The 15,978-nt window shown below is 65.1% G+C and carries 17 protein-coding genes, 1 tRNA gene and 1 pseudogene; 13 read left to right on the forward strand and 6 right to left on the reverse strand.

Annotated elements, in window-relative coordinates; genetic code table 11:
- The 3 genes from EV656_RS09285 to EV656_RS09295 are packed head-to-tail and all read right to left on the reverse strand — an operon-like array spanning position 1 to position 1,624.
- Entirely contained in the window at positions 1-201 is a 201-nt protein-coding gene (locus EV656_RS09285) for a DUF1737 domain-containing protein (protein ID WP_132602729.1), read from the reverse strand.
- Complete coding sequence (locus tag EV656_RS09290) at positions 201-767, reverse strand: NnrU family protein (RefSeq protein WP_132602732.1); 567 nt, start codon at positions 765-767, stop codon at positions 201-203. The genes EV656_RS09285 and EV656_RS09290 overlap by 1 nt, the downstream gene beginning before the upstream one ends.
- The gene (locus tag EV656_RS09295) at positions 764-1,624 is read right to left on the reverse strand and encodes an HpcH/HpaI aldolase/citrate lyase family protein (RefSeq protein WP_132602735.1); all 861 of its coding nucleotides are present in this window, start codon (positions 1,622-1,624) and stop codon (positions 764-766) included. Before EV656_RS09295 ends, EV656_RS09290 begins: the two co-directional genes overlap by 4 nt.
- Positions 1,625-1,792: 168 nt before the next feature.
- Between EV656_RS09295 and EV656_RS09300 the strand changes: the two genes are divergently transcribed.
- A complete protein-coding gene (locus EV656_RS09300; protein ID WP_132602738.1) occupies positions 1,793-2,080 on the forward strand; it encodes a hypothetical protein in 288 nt (95 codons plus the stop codon).
- A 3-nt stretch (positions 2,081-2,083) separates the two neighbouring features.
- Here EV656_RS09300 and EV656_RS09305 read toward each other — a convergent pair.
- Positions 2,084-2,837: pseudogene (locus tag EV656_RS09305) on the reverse strand (sulfite exporter TauE/SafE family protein).
- A gap of 163 nt (positions 2,838-3,000) precedes the next feature.
- Between EV656_RS09305 and mdh the strand changes: the two are divergent.
- From mdh to lpdA, 10 genes are all read left to right on the forward strand, one after another.
- Positions 3,001-3,963 carry a malate dehydrogenase gene (gene mdh, locus EV656_RS09310; RefSeq protein WP_132602741.1) on the forward strand — a complete coding sequence of 321 codons (963 nt, stop codon included), beginning with the start codon at positions 3,001-3,003 and terminating at the stop codon, positions 3,961-3,963.
- A 157-nt stretch (positions 3,964-4,120) separates the two neighbouring features.
- Positions 4,121-5,314 carry an ADP-forming succinate--CoA ligase subunit beta gene (gene sucC, locus EV656_RS09315; protein ID WP_132602744.1) on the forward strand — a complete coding sequence of 398 codons (1,194 nt, stop codon included), beginning with the start codon at positions 4,121-4,123 and terminating at the stop codon, positions 5,312-5,314.
- A gap of 5 nt (positions 5,315-5,319) precedes the next feature.
- Positions 5,320-5,709: a hypothetical protein gene (locus EV656_RS09320; protein WP_132602747.1), complete on the forward strand. Its 390-nt coding sequence runs from the start codon at positions 5,320-5,322 to the stop codon at positions 5,707-5,709.
- 43 nt (positions 5,710-5,752) lie between these two features.
- Complete coding sequence (gene sucD, locus EV656_RS09325) at positions 5,753-6,634, forward strand: succinate--CoA ligase subunit alpha (protein WP_132602750.1); 882 nt, start codon at positions 5,753-5,755, stop codon at positions 6,632-6,634.
- Positions 6,635-6,660: 26 nt separating this feature from the next.
- Positions 6,661-7,188 (forward strand): DUF805 domain-containing protein, encoded by a 528-nt coding sequence (locus EV656_RS09330; protein WP_132602753.1) that lies wholly within the window; start codon positions 6,661-6,663, stop codon positions 7,186-7,188.
- Positions 7,185-10,157 (forward strand): 2-oxoglutarate dehydrogenase E1 component, encoded by a 2,973-nt coding sequence (locus EV656_RS09335; RefSeq protein WP_132602756.1) that lies wholly within the window; start codon positions 7,185-7,187, stop codon positions 10,155-10,157. Before EV656_RS09330 ends, EV656_RS09335 begins: the two co-directional genes overlap by 4 nt.
- A 4-nt stretch (positions 10,158-10,161) precedes the next feature.
- Positions 10,162-11,691, forward strand: coding sequence for a 2-oxoglutarate dehydrogenase complex dihydrolipoyllysine-residue succinyltransferase (gene odhB / locus EV656_RS09340; protein ID WP_132602759.1), 1,530 nt, complete (start codon positions 10,162-10,164; stop codon positions 11,689-11,691).
- Positions 11,692-11,694: 3 nt separating this feature from the next.
- Positions 11,695-11,889, forward strand: a complete 195-nt coding sequence (locus tag EV656_RS09345) for a hypothetical protein (protein WP_132602762.1) — start codon at positions 11,695-11,697, stop codon at positions 11,887-11,889.
- Positions 11,886-12,281 carry an MAPEG family protein gene (locus tag EV656_RS09350; protein ID WP_132602765.1) on the forward strand — a complete coding sequence of 132 codons (396 nt, stop codon included), beginning with the start codon at positions 11,886-11,888 and terminating at the stop codon, positions 12,279-12,281. Before EV656_RS09345 ends, EV656_RS09350 begins: the two co-directional genes overlap by 4 nt.
- 112 nt (positions 12,282-12,393) lie before the next feature.
- Positions 12,394-13,782: a dihydrolipoyl dehydrogenase gene (gene lpdA, locus EV656_RS09355; protein ID WP_132602768.1), complete on the forward strand. Its 1,389-nt coding sequence runs from the start codon at positions 12,394-12,396 to the stop codon at positions 13,780-13,782.
- Positions 13,783-13,992: 210 nt separating this feature from the next.
- On the opposite strand, the gene EV656_RS09360 is transcribed toward lpdA, so the two are convergent.
- Together EV656_RS09360 and EV656_RS09365 are read right to left on the reverse strand one after the other, a co-directional pair.
- Positions 13,993-14,643: a GntR family transcriptional regulator gene (locus EV656_RS09360; RefSeq protein WP_132602771.1), complete on the reverse strand. Its 651-nt coding sequence runs from the start codon at positions 14,641-14,643 to the stop codon at positions 13,993-13,995.
- Between the two features lie 31 nt (positions 14,644-14,674).
- Entirely contained in the window at positions 14,675-15,367 is a 693-nt protein-coding gene (locus EV656_RS09365; protein ID WP_132602774.1) for a M48 family metallopeptidase, read from the reverse strand.
- Between the two features lie 108 nt (positions 15,368-15,475).
- Here EV656_RS09365 and EV656_RS09370 point away from each other — a divergent pair, with 108 nt between their 5' ends.
- Together EV656_RS09370 and EV656_RS09375 are read left to right on the forward strand one after the other, a co-directional pair.
- Positions 15,476-15,808, forward strand: a complete 333-nt coding sequence (locus EV656_RS09370; protein ID WP_132602777.1) for a TIGR02300 family protein — start codon at positions 15,476-15,478, stop codon at positions 15,806-15,808.
- A gap of 88 nt (positions 15,809-15,896) precedes the next feature.
- Positions 15,897-15,972, forward strand: a tRNA-Ala gene (locus EV656_RS09375).
- The last annotated feature ends 6 nt before the right edge of the window (positions 15,973-15,978 follow it).

The following is a 15,978-nucleotide window of genomic DNA, read 5'->3' on the forward strand; positions in this document are numbered from 1 at the left end:
TCATGCCTTTCCTTGTGTTTCGGGGGCATCCTCCCCCGTTTCGTCGCGGATCACCGCCTGTGCGCAGCGCATCTGCCCGCTGACCGGGTCATGGGCATAGGCGGGGGAGCCGTACAGCTCCCACCCATCGGCCAGCGCCTTGGTCACCTTCTGGCAGAAGGCGGCGGTATCGACCTCGGTCAACAGGCGATAGCGGCGCATCACGCACTGACCGGCAGCGGCCAGACACCGGCCCAGATGTGCAGCCCGATGATGACCAGGTACAGCGCGATGCCGATGCCCAGCAGGCGCAGATCGCCCTTGAGCGAGCCGCCGGAATAGCGCGTGACCGCCTTGTCCTGACGGTTGATCAGAATGATCTCCGCGATCGCCCACAGGCCCAGACCGCCGAACAGGATGATCGAGGCCAGATCGCCATTCACCAGCAGGTGCGCCACGACCCAGGTCAAGAACCCGTAAAGCTGGGGATGGCGGAACCAGCGGCGGGCGTTGCTTTTCGACTGCCCCACACCAAAGAAGATGACCGCCAGCAGCATCAGCGTGTTGTTCAGGTGCACCGTCCAGGCCGGCGTGGTGTAGACCACCGGCGCCTCGTTGCCGCGATAGCCCATCACCATCAGCACGACCGAGGCCACCAGCGGCACCATGAAGATCAGCTTGGACCATTTGCCCAGCAGATCGTCCAGTTTTGCCCGCGCCGCGGGGAACAAACGTTTGAACAGGTGGGCGATACTCCACAGTAGAACGCCCAGGACCAGATACATCATGTCGAAGCCTCCAGTTGCGCAATCGCGGCTGCCTTGGCCAGCGTTTCCCGTGCGGTAACGATATGCAGATTCTCGACAATGCGGCCATCCACCACAGCGACCCCCTGGCCGTTTTTCTCGGCCTCTTCAAAGGCGGCGATCTGGCGGCGGGCCAGGTCGATCTCTTCTTCGCTGGGGGCGAATGCGGCGTTGGCGGTGGGAACCTGGGCAGGGTGGATCAGCGTCTTGCCGTCAAAGCCCAGGTCGCGGCCCTGCTCGCATTCGGCCATCAGCCCCTCCTCGTCCTTGAAGGCGTTGTAGACGCCATCGACGGCCACCACACCATGGGCGCGCGCGGCCAGCAGGCAATGGGTCAGGCTGCTCATCATCGCCAGGCGGTCGGGGCGGAACCGGCAGCCCAGCTCCTTGGCCAGGTCGTTGGTCCCCATGACAAAGCCTTCCAGCCGGGGATGGGCGGCCAGGGCATCGGCGTTCAGGATGCCGCGCGGCGTTTCCATCATCGCCCACAGCGGCATGCCCGGCAGCATCTCGGACAGCTCGTCCAGTTGGGCGGTCTTTTCCACCTTGGGCAGCAGCACCGCGTCGGCCCCGGCAAAGGCCATCGCCTGCACGTCCTTGCGGCCCCATTCGGTGTCCAGCCCGTTGACGCGCACGATCTTGAAGCGCGGGCCATAGCCCCCGGCCTTCAGCGTTTCGGTCAGCAGGCTGCGCGCGGCGGGCTTTTCCTCGACCGCGACGGCATCTTCCAGGTCAAAGATGATCGCGTCCACGGGCAGGGTCTTGGCCTTTTCCAGGGCGCGCTCTTTCGAGCCGGGGATATAAAGGACGGAGCGGAACGGGCGGGCGCGTGGATCCATTGATTCTAACCTCGGGTCATTTTGTTGCGCAAACCATCACAGCCGGGACATATTGCGCAACCCCTATTATGCCGCGTCGCAGAAACGGGCGCGCGCAGGGGTAAGGCGGCATTCACCCCCCCTCGCGCAGGTTTTAGGCCCCCGCACCTGCCCGAAAGGATCAGCCCGATGCGCCCGCTTCTTGTCGCTGCCGCCCTTGCCCTGCCGATCCCGGCGATGGCCGATCCCTGCGCCCCCCGCGCCGAAGCGCTGGTGCAGCTTGCACAACACTATGGCGAGGCCTTGCAGGCCACCGGCCTTGTCGGCGATCACGCGCTGGTCGAGCTATTCGCCAATCCCCGCACGGGCAGCTGGACGATCTTGGCCACCCTGCCCTCGGGGCTGTCCTGCGTGGTCGCGGCCGGCGATGCCTTTGGCGCGGCGCCCGGCGGGGCATTGTCCGATGAGGAGGCCTGACGCCTAGGCGACCGCCACCCAGATCAGCCGCAGCCCCGTCAACGTCAGGGCGACATAGGTGATCCCGAAAAACAGCCCCTCGGGCACCAGTCGGTGCGCCCGCACCCCCAGCCACGCCCCCAGCAGCGCCACCGGCGCCAGCACCAGATCGGCCAGCAGGGTCTGGGCGGTAAAAATCCCCAGGAACGCGTAAGGTACGAACTTGAACAGGTTGATCGCCCAGAAAACCAGAACGGTCGTCGCCTGATAGACGGTTTTCGACAGACCCTGCGCCAGCAGGAACACCGCCACCGGCGGCCCGCCCGCATGGCTGACGAAGCTGGTGAACCCGGCCACCACACCCGCCGCCAGCCCCGCCCGCGCCTGGAACGGCCGCACCCGGTAGCGCAGCAGCCGCAAGCGAACGGCCGCCTGGAGCCACGAAGGCCAGCGCCACCGCCCCGATCAGGAACCGGATCACGTCCGGCGCCGCCACCCGGTACAGCGCCGCGCCCAGCACCACGCCCGGCAGCGCGCCTAGGATCAGCAGCCGCGCGTTGGGCCAGTCCCACCCTCGCCAATAGGGGCGCAGGGTGGCCGCATCGATCAGCATCAGCAGCGGCAACATCAGCCCCAGCGCCTGCGCCGGTTCCAGAATCAGGGCCAGAATCGCCAGCGCCGCAAAGGCCGCACCGGACCCGAAGCCCGCCTTGGAAATGCCAGCGAACAGCACCGCAGGCACCGTGGCCGCCAGGAAAACCGGATCAAGGACAAGCACCGCGCAGACCTCTGCCAAGCGTTTGGGGACAGGGCAGCTTAGCCCGGACAGGCCCCCGCGCGAAAGCCGGGCGCGGGGATGCTGCATCGCGGCACACTTGCGCGATGGGCGGCAAACGTCTACCCATCGCGCCGAAACCAACAAGACTAGGGAACAGACAGACATGGCCAGACCCAAGATCGCTCTTATCGGCGCGGGACAGATCGGCGGCACGCTCGCCCATCTCGCCGCGATCAAGGAACTGGGCGACGTCGTTCTTTTCGACATCGCCGACGGTGTGCCGCAGGGCAAGGCGCTGGACATCGCCGAAAGCGGCCCGTCCGAGGGCTTTGACGCCGCGCTGAAGGGCACCACCGATTACGCCGATATCGCGGGCGCCGATGTCTGCATCGTCACCGCCGGCGTGCCGCGCAAACCGGGGATGAGCCGCGACGACCTGCTGGGCATCAACCTGAAGGTCATGAAAGCGGTGGGCGAGGGCATCCGCGACAACGCCCCCGACGCCTTTGTGATCTGCATCACCAACCCGCTGGACGCGATGGTCTGGGCGCTGCGCGAGTATTCGGGCCTGCCCCACGAAAAAGTCGTCGGCATGGCCGGCGTTCTGGACAGCGCGCGCTTCCGCCACTTCCTGAGCGTGGAATTCGATGTTTCGATGAAGGACGTGACCGCCTTCGTTCTGGGCGGGCATGGCGACACGATGGTCCCGCTGACGCGCTACTCCACCGTTGGCGGCATCCCGCTGCCCGATCTGGTGTCGATGGGCTGGACCACGCAGGACAAGCTGGACGCCATCGTGCAGCGCACCCGCGACGGCGGCGCCGAAATCGTGGGCCTGCTGAAAACCGGCTCGGCCTACTATGCCCCGGCCACCAGCGCCATCGAGATGGCCGAGGCCTATCTGAAGGACCAGAAGCGCCTGCTGCCCTGCGCGGCCTGGGTCGATGGCGCCCTGGGGCTGAAGGGCCTGTATGTGGGCGTGCCCACCGTGATCGGCGCCAACGGCATCGAACGCGTGGTGGACATCAAGCTGAACAAGGACGAGCAGGCGATGTTCGACAAATCGGTCGAATCCGTCGAAGGGCTGGTCGCCGCCTGCAAGGGCATCGACGAGTCGCTGGGCTGAACCAGCGCACGGGCTGCTTTGTGATCACATCTTTTGCGGGTGTGATCACAAACCCCAAAAACATGACGAAATCCCGATAATTCCTGTGGAAAGGCGTTTCGTCGCACCCCTGTCCTGTGCTTAGAAGTTGGGAAACCAACCAGTACGGGACAGTTGCATGAATATCCACGAGTACCAGGCCAAGGCGCTGCTGCGCAGCTACGGCGCGCCGGTGTCGGACGGCCATGTGGTCACCCGCGCCGAAGAGGCCAAGACCATCGCCGGCGAACTGGACGGCCCGCTTTGGGTGGTCAAGGCGCAGATCCACGCCGGCGGCCGCGGCAAGGGCCGGTTCATCGAGGAAGAAGCCGGCGAAAAGGGCGGCGTCCGCATCGCCAAATCGGTGGGCGAGGCCGCCGAACAGGCGCGCAAGATGCTGGGCCGCACGCTGGTCACGCACCAGACCGGCCCGGCGGGCAAACAGGTCGGCCGCGTCTATATCGAGGACGGCTCGGACATCGAGCGCGAATTGTACCTTGCCCTGCTGGTAGATCGGCAATCCAGCCGCGTGGCCTTCGTCTGCTCGACCGAGGGCGGCATGGACATCGAGGATGTCGCCGCCAGCACCCCCGAAAAAATCCTGTCCTTCAGCGTCGATCCGGTGACGGGGTATCAGCCCTATCACGGCCGCCGCATCGCGTTTTCGCTGGGGCTGGAGGGCCAGCAGGTCAAGCAATGCGTCCGGCTGATGGGCCAGCTTTACAAATGCTTTACCGAAAAAGACTGTGAGATGCTGGAGATCAACCCCCTGATCGTGACGCAGGCGGGCGATCTGAAATGCCTGGACGCCAAGATGGGCTTCGACTCCAACGCGCTGTACCGGAACGAGGATATCCTGGCCCTGCGCGACGAGACCGAGGAAGACCCCAAGGAGTTGCAGGCGTCGAAATACGACCTGAACTATATCGCGCTGGACGGTGAAATCGGCTGCATGGTCAACGGCGCGGGGCTGGCCATGGCCACGATGGACATCATCAAACTGTATGGGTCCGAACCCGCCAACTTCCTGGACGTGGGCGGCGGCGCCACCAAGGAAAAGGTGACAGAGGCGTTCAAGATCATCACCAGCGATCCCAACGTCAAAGGCATCCTGGTCAACATCTTCGGCGGCATCATGCGCTGCGACGTGATCGCCGAGGGCGTGGTCGCGGCCGTCAAAGAGGTCGGCCTGCAAGTGCCGCTGGTGGTCCGGCTGGAAGGCACCAATGTCGAAAAGGGCAAGGACATCATCAACAATTCCGGCCTGGACGTGATCGCGGCGGATGATTTGAGTGATGCGGCGGTGAAGATCGTGGCGGCGGTGAAGGGGTAAGGCAGATGGGTGCCCTCGAAGCAGTAGCAATTATCTGCTTTGTCATTTTGGTCGTCATCGTGGTGATGATCAAAGAACAGCGCCTCAGTGATCCGGATCGGCTAGACACAATATACAGCAACCAAATGCAAGATGTTTGTCTCTTGCGAAACGGCCCTGTATCCGCAGCGCTATTTCGTCAATCTGGAAACCTTTACAGAGACTTGGGACTCTTCGACGACTGGAAATCTGCAATGCACGAGATCGAAACGTCGTTCAGAAGAGCGAAGATCGACGCCGTATATGTTGTGAAAAACACACCAGACCATTTCGAGGTATTTCGGCTCCATCACTCGCACCGCGGCAAAGCGGAAGGAAAGAAACTAGGTGGGGCGGTAATCGCCTCCGAGACATAGTTAATAATGCGCGGAAGCGTGTCAGAGTAAGGAGAACGCCTTCATGGCCGTACTCGTAGACGAAAACACCAAGGTCATCTGCCAGGGCTTCACCGGCTCGCAGGGCACCTTCCATTCCGAACAGGCCATCGCCTATGGCACGCAGATGGTCGGCGGGGTCACCCCCGGCAAGGGCGGGCAGACGCATCTGGACCTGCCGGTCTTCAACTCTTGCCACGAGGCGGTGCAAAAGACCGGGGCGAATGCGTCGGTGATCTATGTCCCCCCGCCCTTTGCCGCAGATTCCATCCTTGAGGCCATCGATGCCGAAATCCCGCTGATCGTCTGCATCACCGAGGGTATCCCGGTAATGGACATGATGACGGTGAAACGCGCGCTGGCCGACAGCGATTGCGTGCTGATCGGCCCCAACTGCCCCGGCGTCATCACGCCCGATGCCTGCAAGATCGGCATCATGCCCGGCCATATCCACAAGCGCGGCAGCGTCGGCGTGGTCTCGCGCTCGGGCACGCTGACCTATGAGGCGGTCAAGCAGACCACCGATGTGGGCCTTGGCCAATCCACCTGCGTCGGCATCGGCGGCGACCCGATCAAGGGCACCGAACATATCGACGTGCTGGAATGGTTCCTGGCCGACGATGAAACCGAATCCATCATCATGATCGGTGAAATCGGCGGATCGGCCGAGGAAGAGGCCGCCCAGTTCCTGAAGGACGAGGCGAAAAAGGGCCGGTCGAAACCCACCGCAGGCTTTATCGCCGGGCGCACGGCCCCGCCGGGCCGCCGCATGGGCCACGCGGGCGCGATCGTTGCCGGCGGCAAGGGCGGCGCCGAAGACAAGATCGAGGCGATGAAATCCGCCGGGATCGTTGTCGCCGACAGCCCGGCCGAACTGGGCCAGGCCGTGCTGAAGGCGATCGGCTAGAAAGACCGACCGCCAAGGGAGGAACCATGGGCTTTGCACGCTCCGTCAGGACATGCCTTGCCAAATACTTCACCTTTTCGGGGCGCGCCTCGCGCCCCGAATACTGGTGGTTCGTGTTGTTCCTGCTGCTGGGCAACGCCGTGACGGCGGCCATCGACCTGGCCCTGTTCGGGGGGACGCGCAACGTCACCGCTTCCGGCATCTCGGTCCAGTCGAACGGCCCGCTGGCCGCGGCCTTTGCGCTCGGCACACTTATTCCGGGGCTGTCCGCCGGCTGGCGGCGGATGCACGATACCGGTCGCTCCGGCCTGTTCATGATCTACCCGCTGATCGTGATGGTCGGCATGGGCAGCTTTGCCGGGCTGGTCGATGGCCTGGACGTATCCGCAGGGAACGAGGCCGCGCAGACGCTGGCCGGTTTCGTCGGCATCGTTCTGATCGTCGCGGCGCTGGTTCTGCTGATTTCACCGCTGCTGGTGATCTGGTGGCTGTCCCGCCCCTCGGACCCCGGCCCCAACAAATACGGTCCCAACCCGCAAGAGGTACTTCAATGACCGACCAAAGCGCGAACGACGCCTTTCACGGCACAAGCTTCCTGCAGGGCCACAACGCAGAATATGTCGAACAGCTTTACGCGCGCTACGCCAACGATCCGGCCTCGGTGGACGAGCAGTGGCAACGCTTCTTCGCCGAGATGGGCGATGACGAGGTGTCCGTCAAACGCGAGGCCGCAGGGCCAAGCTGGGCCCGCCGCGACTGGCCGCCCGCGCCCGCCGACGACCTGACCGCCGCGCTGGACGGGCAATGGCCCGGTCTACCCCCGGTGCAAGAGGTCAAGGCAACCGAGACAAAGATCCGCGAGAAGGCCCAGGAAAAGGGCGTCGAGGTCACCGACGACGACATCAAGCGCGCGGTGCTGGACAGTATCCGGGCGCTGATGCTGATCCGGGCCTATCGTATCCGGGGCCACCTGGTCGCCGATCTGGACCCGCTGGGGCTGAACAACCCCACGCCGCACCCGGAACTGGACCCCGGTTCCTATGGCTTTACCGAGTCCGACATGGACCGGCCCATCTTCATCGACAACGTGCTGGGGCTGCAGGTCGCCTCGATCCGCGAGATCCTGACCATCGTCAAACGCACCTATTGCGGCACCTTTGCCCTGCAATACATGCATATTTCCGACCCTGAGCAATCCGCCTGGCTGAAGGAACGGATCGAGGGTCTGGGTAAGGAAATCAAGTTCACCCGCGAGGGTCGGCGCGCCATCCTGAACAAGCTGGTAGAGGCCGAAGGCTTTGAAAAGTTCCTGCATGTCAAATACATGGGCACCAAGCGTTTCGGCCTGGACGGGGGCGAGGCGCTGATCCCAGCGATGGAGCAGATCATCAAGCGCGGCGGCGCCCTGGGGGTGCAGGAACTGGTGATCGGGATGCCCCACCGCGGGCGCCTGTCGGTGCTGGCCAACGTGATGGGCAAACCCTACCGCGCCATTTTCCACGAGTTTCAGGGCGGCAGCTTCAAGCCCGAGGACGTGGACGGTTCGGGCGACGTGAAATACCATCTGGGCGCCTCGTCCGACCGGGAATTCGACGGCCACCCGGTCCACCTGTCGCTGACCGCCAACCCCAGCCACCTGGAGGCCGTGAACCCCGTGGTGCTGGGCAAGACCCGCGCCAAGCAGGAACAGGCCAACGACCATGACCGCAAGACGGTTCTGCCCGTGCTGCTGCATGGCGACGCGGCCTTTGCGGGCCAGGGTGTCGTTGCGGAATGTTTCGGCATGTCGGGGCTGGTGGGCCATCGCACCGGCGGCACGATGCATATCGTGGTGAACAACCAGATCGGGTTCACCACCGCGCCGCATTTCAGCCGGTCCTCGCCCTACCCCACCGATATCGCGCTGATGGTCGAGGCGCCGATTTTCCACGTCAACGGCGACGACCCCGAGGCGGTAGTCCACGCCGCCAAGGTCGCGACCGAGTTCCGCCAGAAATTCGGCAAGGACGTGGTGATCGACATCTTCTGCTATCGCCGCTTCGGCCACAACGAGGGGGACGAACCGATGTTCACCAACCCCCTGATGTACAAGAAGATCAAAAAGCACAAGACGACCCTGCAACTGTATACTGAACGGCTGGTGCAGGACGGGCTGATCCCCGAGGGCGAGATCGAGGACATGAAGGCCGCGTTCCAGGCGCACCTGAACGAGGAATTTGAGGCCGGCAAAGACTACAAGCCGAACAAGGCCGACTGGCTGGACGGGCGCTGGTCGCATATCACCCGCGGTGGCGGCGATGATTACCAGCGCGGCGATACCGCGATTTCCGAAGAAACCATGCAGGCCCTTGGAACCGCCCTGACCACGGTGCCCGACGGCTTCAACCCGCACCGCACCGTGGGCCGCCTGCTGGAAACCAAGAAAGAGATGTTCGCCAACGGCAAAGGCTTCGACTGGGCCACCGCCGAGGCGATGGCCTTTGGCTCGCTGCTGACCGAGGGGTACCCGGTGCGCCTGGCCGGGCAGGACAGCGCGCGCGGCACCTTCAGCCAGCGCCATTCCGCGATCATCAACCAGGACACCGAGGAACGCTATTTTCCCCTGAACCACATCCGCAAGGGACAGGCGAAATACGATGTCATCGACTCGATGCTGTCCGAATATGCGGTGCTGGGCTTCGAATACGGCTACAGCCTTGCCGAACCCAACGCCCTGGTGATGTGGGAGGCCCAGTTCGGCGATTTCGCCAACGGCGCCCAGATCATGTTCGACCAGTTCATTTCCAGCGGCGAACGCAAATGGCTGCGGATGTCGGGCCTTGTGGTCCTGCTGCCCCACGGGTTCGAGGGTCAGGGGCCGGAACACTCTTCCGCCCGGCTGGAACGTTTCCTGCAAATGTCGGCCGAGGATAACTGGATCGTCGCCAACTGCTCGACCCCGGCCAACTACTTTCACATCCTGCGCCGCCAGTTGCACCGCGATTTCCGCAAGCCGCTGATCCTGATGACGCCGAAATCCCTGCTGCGCCATCGCCTGGCGGTGTCCGAGGCCAAGGCCTTCCTGACCGGCTCTTCCTTCCACCGGGTGCTGTGGGATGATGCGGAAACCCACCGCGCCTCGGATTTCCAGCTCAAGCCGGATGAGGAAATCAAGCGCGTCGTGATCTGCTCGGGCAAGGTCTATTACGACCTGCTGGAGGAACGCGACGCCCGCGGCATCGACGATGTCTACCTGATGCGGCTGGAACAGTTCTATCCGTTCCCGGCGCTCAGCCTGGTCAAGGAATTGCAACGCTTCCGCGAGGCAGAGATTGTCTGGTGCCAGGAGGAACCCAAGAACCAGGGCGCCTGGACCTTTATCGAACCCAACCTGGAATGGGTCCTGACCCGCATCAACGCCAAGCATGGCCGGCCCCGCTACGCCGGCCGCCCCGCCGCCGCCTCGCCCGCCACGGGCCTGGCAAGCACGCACAAGGCACAACAAGCCGCGCTCGTGAACGACGCGCTGACCATCGAAGGGTAAATTCATGTCCACAGAAGTCCGCGTGCCCACCCTGGGCGAAAGCGTCACCGAAGCCACCGTCGCCACCTGGTTCAAGCAGCCCGGCGACGCGGTCGCCGCCGACGAGATGCTGTGCGAGCTGGAAACCGACAAGGTCACGGTCGAGGTGCCCGCACCCACCGCCGGCACCCTGGCCGAAATCGTCGCGGCCGAGGGCGAAACCGTGTCGGTCGACGCGCTGCTGGCCACCATCACCGAGGGCGCGGCTGCCTCTCCGGCGGACACCGGCGGCAAGAGCGTGGCCGAAGAGGCCACCGCCGAGGCCGACCAGGGCGGTGAAGAGATCGACGTGATGGTCCCCACCCTGGGCGAAAGCGTGGCAGAGGCGACAGTGTCGTCGTGGTTCAAGCAGCCCGGCGACGCCGTCGAACGCGACGAAATGCTGTGCGAGCTGGAAACCGACAAGGTCTCGGTCGAGGTGCCCGCCCCGGCAAGCGGCACCCTGGGCCAGATCCTGGCCGGTGAGGGCGAAACCGTGCAGGCCGGCGGCAAACTGGCCACCATGACCACCGGCGCAGGCGCCCCCGCCTCTACCCCGGCCCCGGAACCCGAGGCCCCGGCCGCCGCATCCGGCGACGGCAAGGACGTGGAACACGCCCCCTCGGCGAAAAAGCTGATGGCCGAAAAGGGCCTGTCGCCCGCGGATGTGCAAGGCACCGGCCGTGACGGCCGCATCATGAAAGAGGATGTCCAGCGCGCGGCGCAGGCCCCGAAACCCGCCCCCAAACCGGCCGAGGCCCCGAAACCCGCGCCCGCCCCCGATGCGGCCCGCGGCCCCATCCCGGCCGAGGACGCCGCGCGCGAAGAACGGGTCAAGATGACCCGCCTGCGCCAGACCATCGCCCGGCGGCTGAAGGACGCGCAGAACACCGCCGCCATGCTGACCACGTATAACGAGATCGACATGTCCGGCGTCATGGCCCTGCGCCGCGAATACAAGGATCTCTTCGAAAAGAAACACGGCGTGAAACTGGGCTTCATGTCCTTCTTCACCAAGGCGTGCTGCCACGCCCTGTCAGAGGTGCCCGAGGTCAACGCCGAAATCGACGGGACGGAAATCGTCTACAAGAACTTCGTGCATATGGGCATCGCGGTGGGCACGCCGAACGGCCTGGTCGTGCCGGTGCTGCGCGACGCCCATTCCATGGGCTTTGCCGAGATCGAAAAGAAAATCGCCGAAATGGGCACCCGCGCCCGCGACGGCAAACTGTCCATGGCGGAAATGCAGGGCGGCACCTTCACCATCTCCAACGGCGGGGTCTACGGCTCGCTCATGTCCTCGCCGATCCTGAACCCGCCGCAATCGGGCATCCTGGGGATGCACAAGATCCAGGACCGCCCCGTGGTGGTGAACGGTGAAATCGTCATCCGCCCGATGATGTACCTGGCCCTCAGCTACGACCACCGGATCGTCGACGGCAAGGGCGCCGTGACCTTCCTGGTGCGCGTGAAAGAGGCGCTGGAGGATCCGAGAAGGTTGTTGATGGATTTGTAAGCAATGCCCGGCGACACAGGAATGAAACCCGGGGATGTCCATTGGGTGGTCGGCGTCAAGGATGCCTATCGCGCCGCCACCGGGCGCGAAGGCTTCAATTCGACCGAAGCCCGAAAATGGCTCAACGCCAATGGCTTTTCCGTCTTCAGACTGAAACACCCTGTTGATGAAATCGCGGTGGAGCGCGAAGACCCATGACCCCCGAACTCTACGCCCTCGCCCTCGCCATCCTCGTTCAGGCGGTCCAGTTCACCCTGCTGGCGGTCCCCGCCAATCGGGAACTGGGCACCGAATACACCCTCTCGCCGCGCGACGAACCGCCCGCCGACCAGCTCTCGCGCCAGACCTCCCGCGCGCAGCGGGCGCTGAACAACCATTTCGAGGGGCTGATCCTGTTCACCGCGGCGGTGGTCCTGATCACCGTCTCCGACCAATCCACCTGGTTCACCGCGCTCTGCGCCTGGATCTACCTGGCCGCCCGCATCGCCTATGTGCCCGGCTATATCCGCGGCTGGGTGCCCGCGCGGTCCTACATCTGGGCGGCCGGTTTCGCGGCCACGATCCTGATGACCCTGGCCGCACTGATATGACCTTCTTCTTGGTCCAAATACCCTCGGGGGGGACGCGCCGCAGGCGCGGCGGGGGGCAGACAGCCCCCCTCTCCGCCCAACACCCCACGACACGCCCCGATAGGAGGCTCCAATGGCAAATTACGACGTCATCATCATCGGCTCCGGCCCCGGCGGCTATGTCTGCGCCATCCGCTGCGCGCAGCTTGGCCTGAAAACCGCCTGCGTCGAGGGGCGCGAAACGCTGGGGGGCACCTGCCTGAACGTGGGCTGCATCCCCTCCAAGGCGCTGCTGCATGCCAGCCACCAGTTGCACGAGGCTGAGCACAACTTTGCCCAGATGGGTCTGAAGGGCAAATCGCCCTCGGTCGACTGGGCGCAGATGCAATCCTACAAGGACGACGTGATCGGCCAGAACACCAAGGGGATCGAGTTCCTGTTCAAGAAGAACAAGGTCGACTGGATCAAGGGCTGGGCGCGCATCCCCGAACCCGGCGCGGTCGAGGTGGGCGAGGAAACCCATACCGCCAAACACATCATCATCGCCTCGGGGTCCGAACCGGCCAGCATTCCGGGTGTGGAAATCGACGAAAACACCGTCGTTTCCTCTACCGGCGCGCTTAGCCTGCCCAAGGTGCCCAAGAAACTGGCCGTGATCGGCGCGGGCGTGATCGGGCTGGAACTGGGTTCGGTCTATGCCCGTCTGGGGGCAGAGGTCACGGTGCTGGAATACCTGGACCAGATCACGCCGGGCATGGATACCGACGTTGCGCGCAACTTCCGCACGCTGCTGAAAAAACAGGGGCTGGAAATCGTCACCGGCGCCGCCGTGCAGGGGGTCGAGGCGCTGAAGACCAAGGCCAAGGTCGCCTATACCCTGCGCAAGGATGACAGCGAACACCAGCTGGACGCCGATGTGGTGCTGGTCGCCACGGGCCGCAAACCCTTTACCCAGGGGCTGGGGCTGGACGGGCTGGGGGTAGAGATGACCAAGCGCGGCCAGATCGCCACGGATGCCCATTACAAGACCTCCGTTGACGGGATCTATGCCATCGGCGACGTGATCGAGGGCCCGATGCTGGCCCACAAGGCCGAGGACGAGGGCATGGCCCTGGCCGAGATCCTGGCCGGCCAGGCGGGGCACGTGAATTACGACGTGATCCCGGGCGTGATCTACACCCACCCCGAGGTCGCCAGCGTGGGCAAGACCGAGGACAGCCTGAAAGAGGCGGGCCGCGCCTACAAGGTCGGCAAGTTCTCCTTCATGGGCAACGGTCGGGCCAAGGCGAATTTCGCCGCCGACGGTTTCGTCAAGATCCTGGCCGATGCGGAAACCGACCGTATCCTGGGCGCCCATATCATCGGCCCCGCGGCGGGCGAGCTGATCCACGAAATCTGTGTCGCCATGGAATTCGGCGCCGCGGCCGAGGATCTGGCCCGCACCTGCCACGCCCACCCCACCTATTCCGAGGCCGTGCGCGAGGCGGCGCTGGCCTGCGGCGACGGGCCGATCCACAGCTAACCGCCGGGCCGAAGGGTTTTTCCGGCGCGGCACCGCGACCGGAAACGCCATGGGCGGCAGGATCATTCCCGCCGCCCACACCGCGCGGGGGTCGCGCGGGCGGCGGGCCATCGACTTGGGCCGGGGACCGGCCCGCCAAGTCTTTTACGGGGGCCGCCTGCGGTTCCGTCGCGCCATGGGCATTTTTTCCAAGAAGAAGAAGGGGCGCGGTCAGTTCGCCAGCATGCGCAGGCCTTGGGTGACATCCGCGCGGACGGCCAGCCGCAGCGCCGGTTCGTCGCCCGCGCGCAGGGCGGCCAGGATCATACGGTGATGCTGGGGCGGTTCGGTCCGGCGCAGGCGGCCGTAAAGCGCGCGCATCGTCGGCCCCAGTTGCAACCAGACGGTTTCGGCCATGGCCAGCATCGCGGGGGCCTGCGCCCGCAGGTACAGCGCGCGGTGGAACTCCAGGTTCAGCCGGATATAGGCGACCGCATCGCCGCGGCTGACCACCTCGCCGATCTGGCCGTTGATCTTCTGCATCCGCTCGATCAGCGCCATATGCGCGCGCGGCAGGGCACGGCTGGCCAGTTCGGGTTCCAGAAGCGCGCGCAGGGCGGCCAGTTCCTCGATCCGTTCGTTCGACAGTTCCGGCGTGGACACCCGCCCCGAGGCCGAGAGGGTCAGCGCGCCCTCGGCCACCAGACGGCGCACCGCCTCGCGCGCGGGGGTCATCGACACGCCGAATTGACGGCCGATACCGCGCAGGGTCAGGGCGGCGCCCGGCGTCAGTTCGCCGTGCATGATCTGGGTGCGCAGGGCGCGGTAAAGCCGGTCATGGGCGGCGCTGCCGCCTTCGCCCGGGCGGGTCTGGATCAGCATGGGATAATTGTGATCACAAACCCGGCCAGCGTCAATCGCCGAAGCGCAGCCGGTGCAGGTCCGCCCCGTTTTCACGCAGCCAGGCCCGCGGGGCCTGGTATTCGGGCATCAGCCGGGCCACCACCGACCAGAAAGCTGGCGAATGGTTCATCTCGGCCAGGTGCGCGACCTCGTGCGCGGCGACGTAATCCAGCACCTGCGGCGGGGCCATGATCAACCGCCAGGAAAACATCAGATCACCCCGTGACGAGCAGGACCCCCATCGCGAGCGCGTATCGCGCAGGGTCAACCGTCCGTAGGGGCGGCCCAGCGTCCCGGCATGGACATCCGCCGCCCCAGCCAGCGCCTCGCGCGCCTGCATCCGCAAGAAGGCCCGGACCTGCGCAGGCACCTGTTCGGCGGGGCCGGGCACGGCCAGCCCCTGCGCGGTCAGCCGCGCGCCGCGGCCACTGCCCGCCACGATCGGCAGCGCGTCCCCCCGGAACGGCACATCCATGCCCCAGCCTATGGCAATGTCCGGCGGGCGGCCCGACAGGTGCCGGCGAATCCAGCCCTCCTTTTCCCGCAGAAAGGACAGCCCCTCGGCCAGGGGCGCGGATCTGGGCAAGGTCAGCGTCACCCGTCCGTCAAGCTGCGAGATGCGCAGGGAATAGCGCCGCGCCCGCGCCGAGCGGCGCAGCGTCACGTCGATGGCCGGGTCGCCGGGCAGGCGGGTGGCGCGCATCCTTGCCTCGTGTCTTGCGTTCCGGGTGGATCAAAAGAGCTTTGACACACAGGGGGCTTTGTGGCACGGGACTGCGACCGCGAAAAGACATGACGCAAGAGGATCTTCATGCCCAAGGAAGAATGGGGCGTAAAGCGTGTGTGCCCGAATTGCTCCACCCGCTTTTATGACCTGCAGCGCGATCCGATGACCTGCCCCTCTTGTGGGCACAGTTTTTCGGTGGACAGCCTGTCGCCCGGCAAGAGCCGCAGCCTGACCCAGGACAAGGCCACGCCCGCCAAGGCCGCGCCCGCCAGCGACCTGAGCGACGACGAAGAGGTGATCGAGGACGACGAGGCGACCGATGTCGACCTGGGCGACGACGTGCTGGACGACGATGACGACGACAGCGTGTCGCTTGACGATATCGCGGACGTGTCCGCCGACGACGACGAAAACTGAGGGCCGCGGCGGGGCAAATTTTTTGCTTGCACTCCCCCCGCCGCTTCCATAGATACACGCGGGCAAGCCGGAAGGGTTGCACAAGGTCGGGGCCATAGCTCAGTTGGGAGAGCGCTTGCATGGCATGCAAGAGGTCAGGGGTTCGACTCCCCTTGGCTCCACCAAATCTC

It is taken from the genome of Rhodovulum adriaticum, assembly GCF_004345735.1.
In the GTDB taxonomy this organism is placed as follows: Bacteria; Pseudomonadota; Alphaproteobacteria; order Rhodobacterales; family Rhodobacteraceae; genus Rhodovulum; species Rhodovulum adriaticum.

Coding starts and splice junctions, on each gene's coding strand:
- odhB (WP_132602759.1), top strand. CDS start 10,162: ATGTCCACAGAAGTCCGCGTGCCCACCCTGGGCGAAAGCGTCACCGAA.
- EV656_RS09300 (WP_132602738.1), top strand. CDS start 1,793: ATGCGCCCGCTTCTTGTCGCTGCCGCCCTTGCCCTGCCGATCCCGGCG.
- EV656_RS09295 (WP_132602735.1), bottom strand. CDS start 1,624: ATGGATCCACGCGCCCGCCCGTTCCGCTCCGTCCTTTATATCCCCGGC.
- EV656_RS09330 (WP_132602753.1), top strand. CDS start 6,661: ATGGGCTTTGCACGCTCCGTCAGGACATGCCTTGCCAAATACTTCACC.
- EV656_RS09365 (WP_132602774.1), bottom strand. CDS start 15,367: ATGCGCGCCACCCGCCTGCCCGGCGACCCGGCCATCGACGTGACGCTG.
- EV656_RS09285 (WP_132602729.1), bottom strand. CDS start 201: ATGCGCCGCTATCGCCTGTTGACCGAGGTCGATACCGCCGCCTTCTGC.
- EV656_RS09290 (WP_132602732.1), bottom strand. CDS start 767: ATGATGTATCTGGTCCTGGGCGTTCTACTGTGGAGTATCGCCCACCTG.
- EV656_RS09370 (WP_132602777.1), top strand. CDS start 15,476: ATGCCCAAGGAAGAATGGGGCGTAAAGCGTGTGTGCCCGAATTGCTCC.
- EV656_RS09335 (WP_132602756.1), top strand. CDS start 7,185: ATGACCGACCAAAGCGCGAACGACGCCTTTCACGGCACAAGCTTCCTG.
- EV656_RS09345 (WP_132602762.1), top strand. CDS start 11,695: ATGCCCGGCGACACAGGAATGAAACCCGGGGATGTCCATTGGGTGGTC.
- lpdA (WP_132602768.1), top strand. CDS start 12,394: ATGGCAAATTACGACGTCATCATCATCGGCTCCGGCCCCGGCGGCTAT.
- EV656_RS09320 (WP_132602747.1), top strand. CDS start 5,320: ATGGGTGCCCTCGAAGCAGTAGCAATTATCTGCTTTGTCATTTTGGTC.
- mdh (WP_132602741.1), top strand. CDS start 3,001: ATGGCCAGACCCAAGATCGCTCTTATCGGCGCGGGACAGATCGGCGGC.
- EV656_RS09350 (WP_132602765.1), top strand. CDS start 11,886: ATGACCCCCGAACTCTACGCCCTCGCCCTCGCCATCCTCGTTCAGGCG.
- sucC (WP_132602744.1), top strand. CDS start 4,121: ATGAATATCCACGAGTACCAGGCCAAGGCGCTGCTGCGCAGCTACGGC.
- sucD (WP_132602750.1), top strand. CDS start 5,753: ATGGCCGTACTCGTAGACGAAAACACCAAGGTCATCTGCCAGGGCTTC.
- EV656_RS09360 (WP_132602771.1), bottom strand. CDS start 14,643: ATGCTGATCCAGACCCGCCCGGGCGAAGGCGGCAGCGCCGCCCATGAC.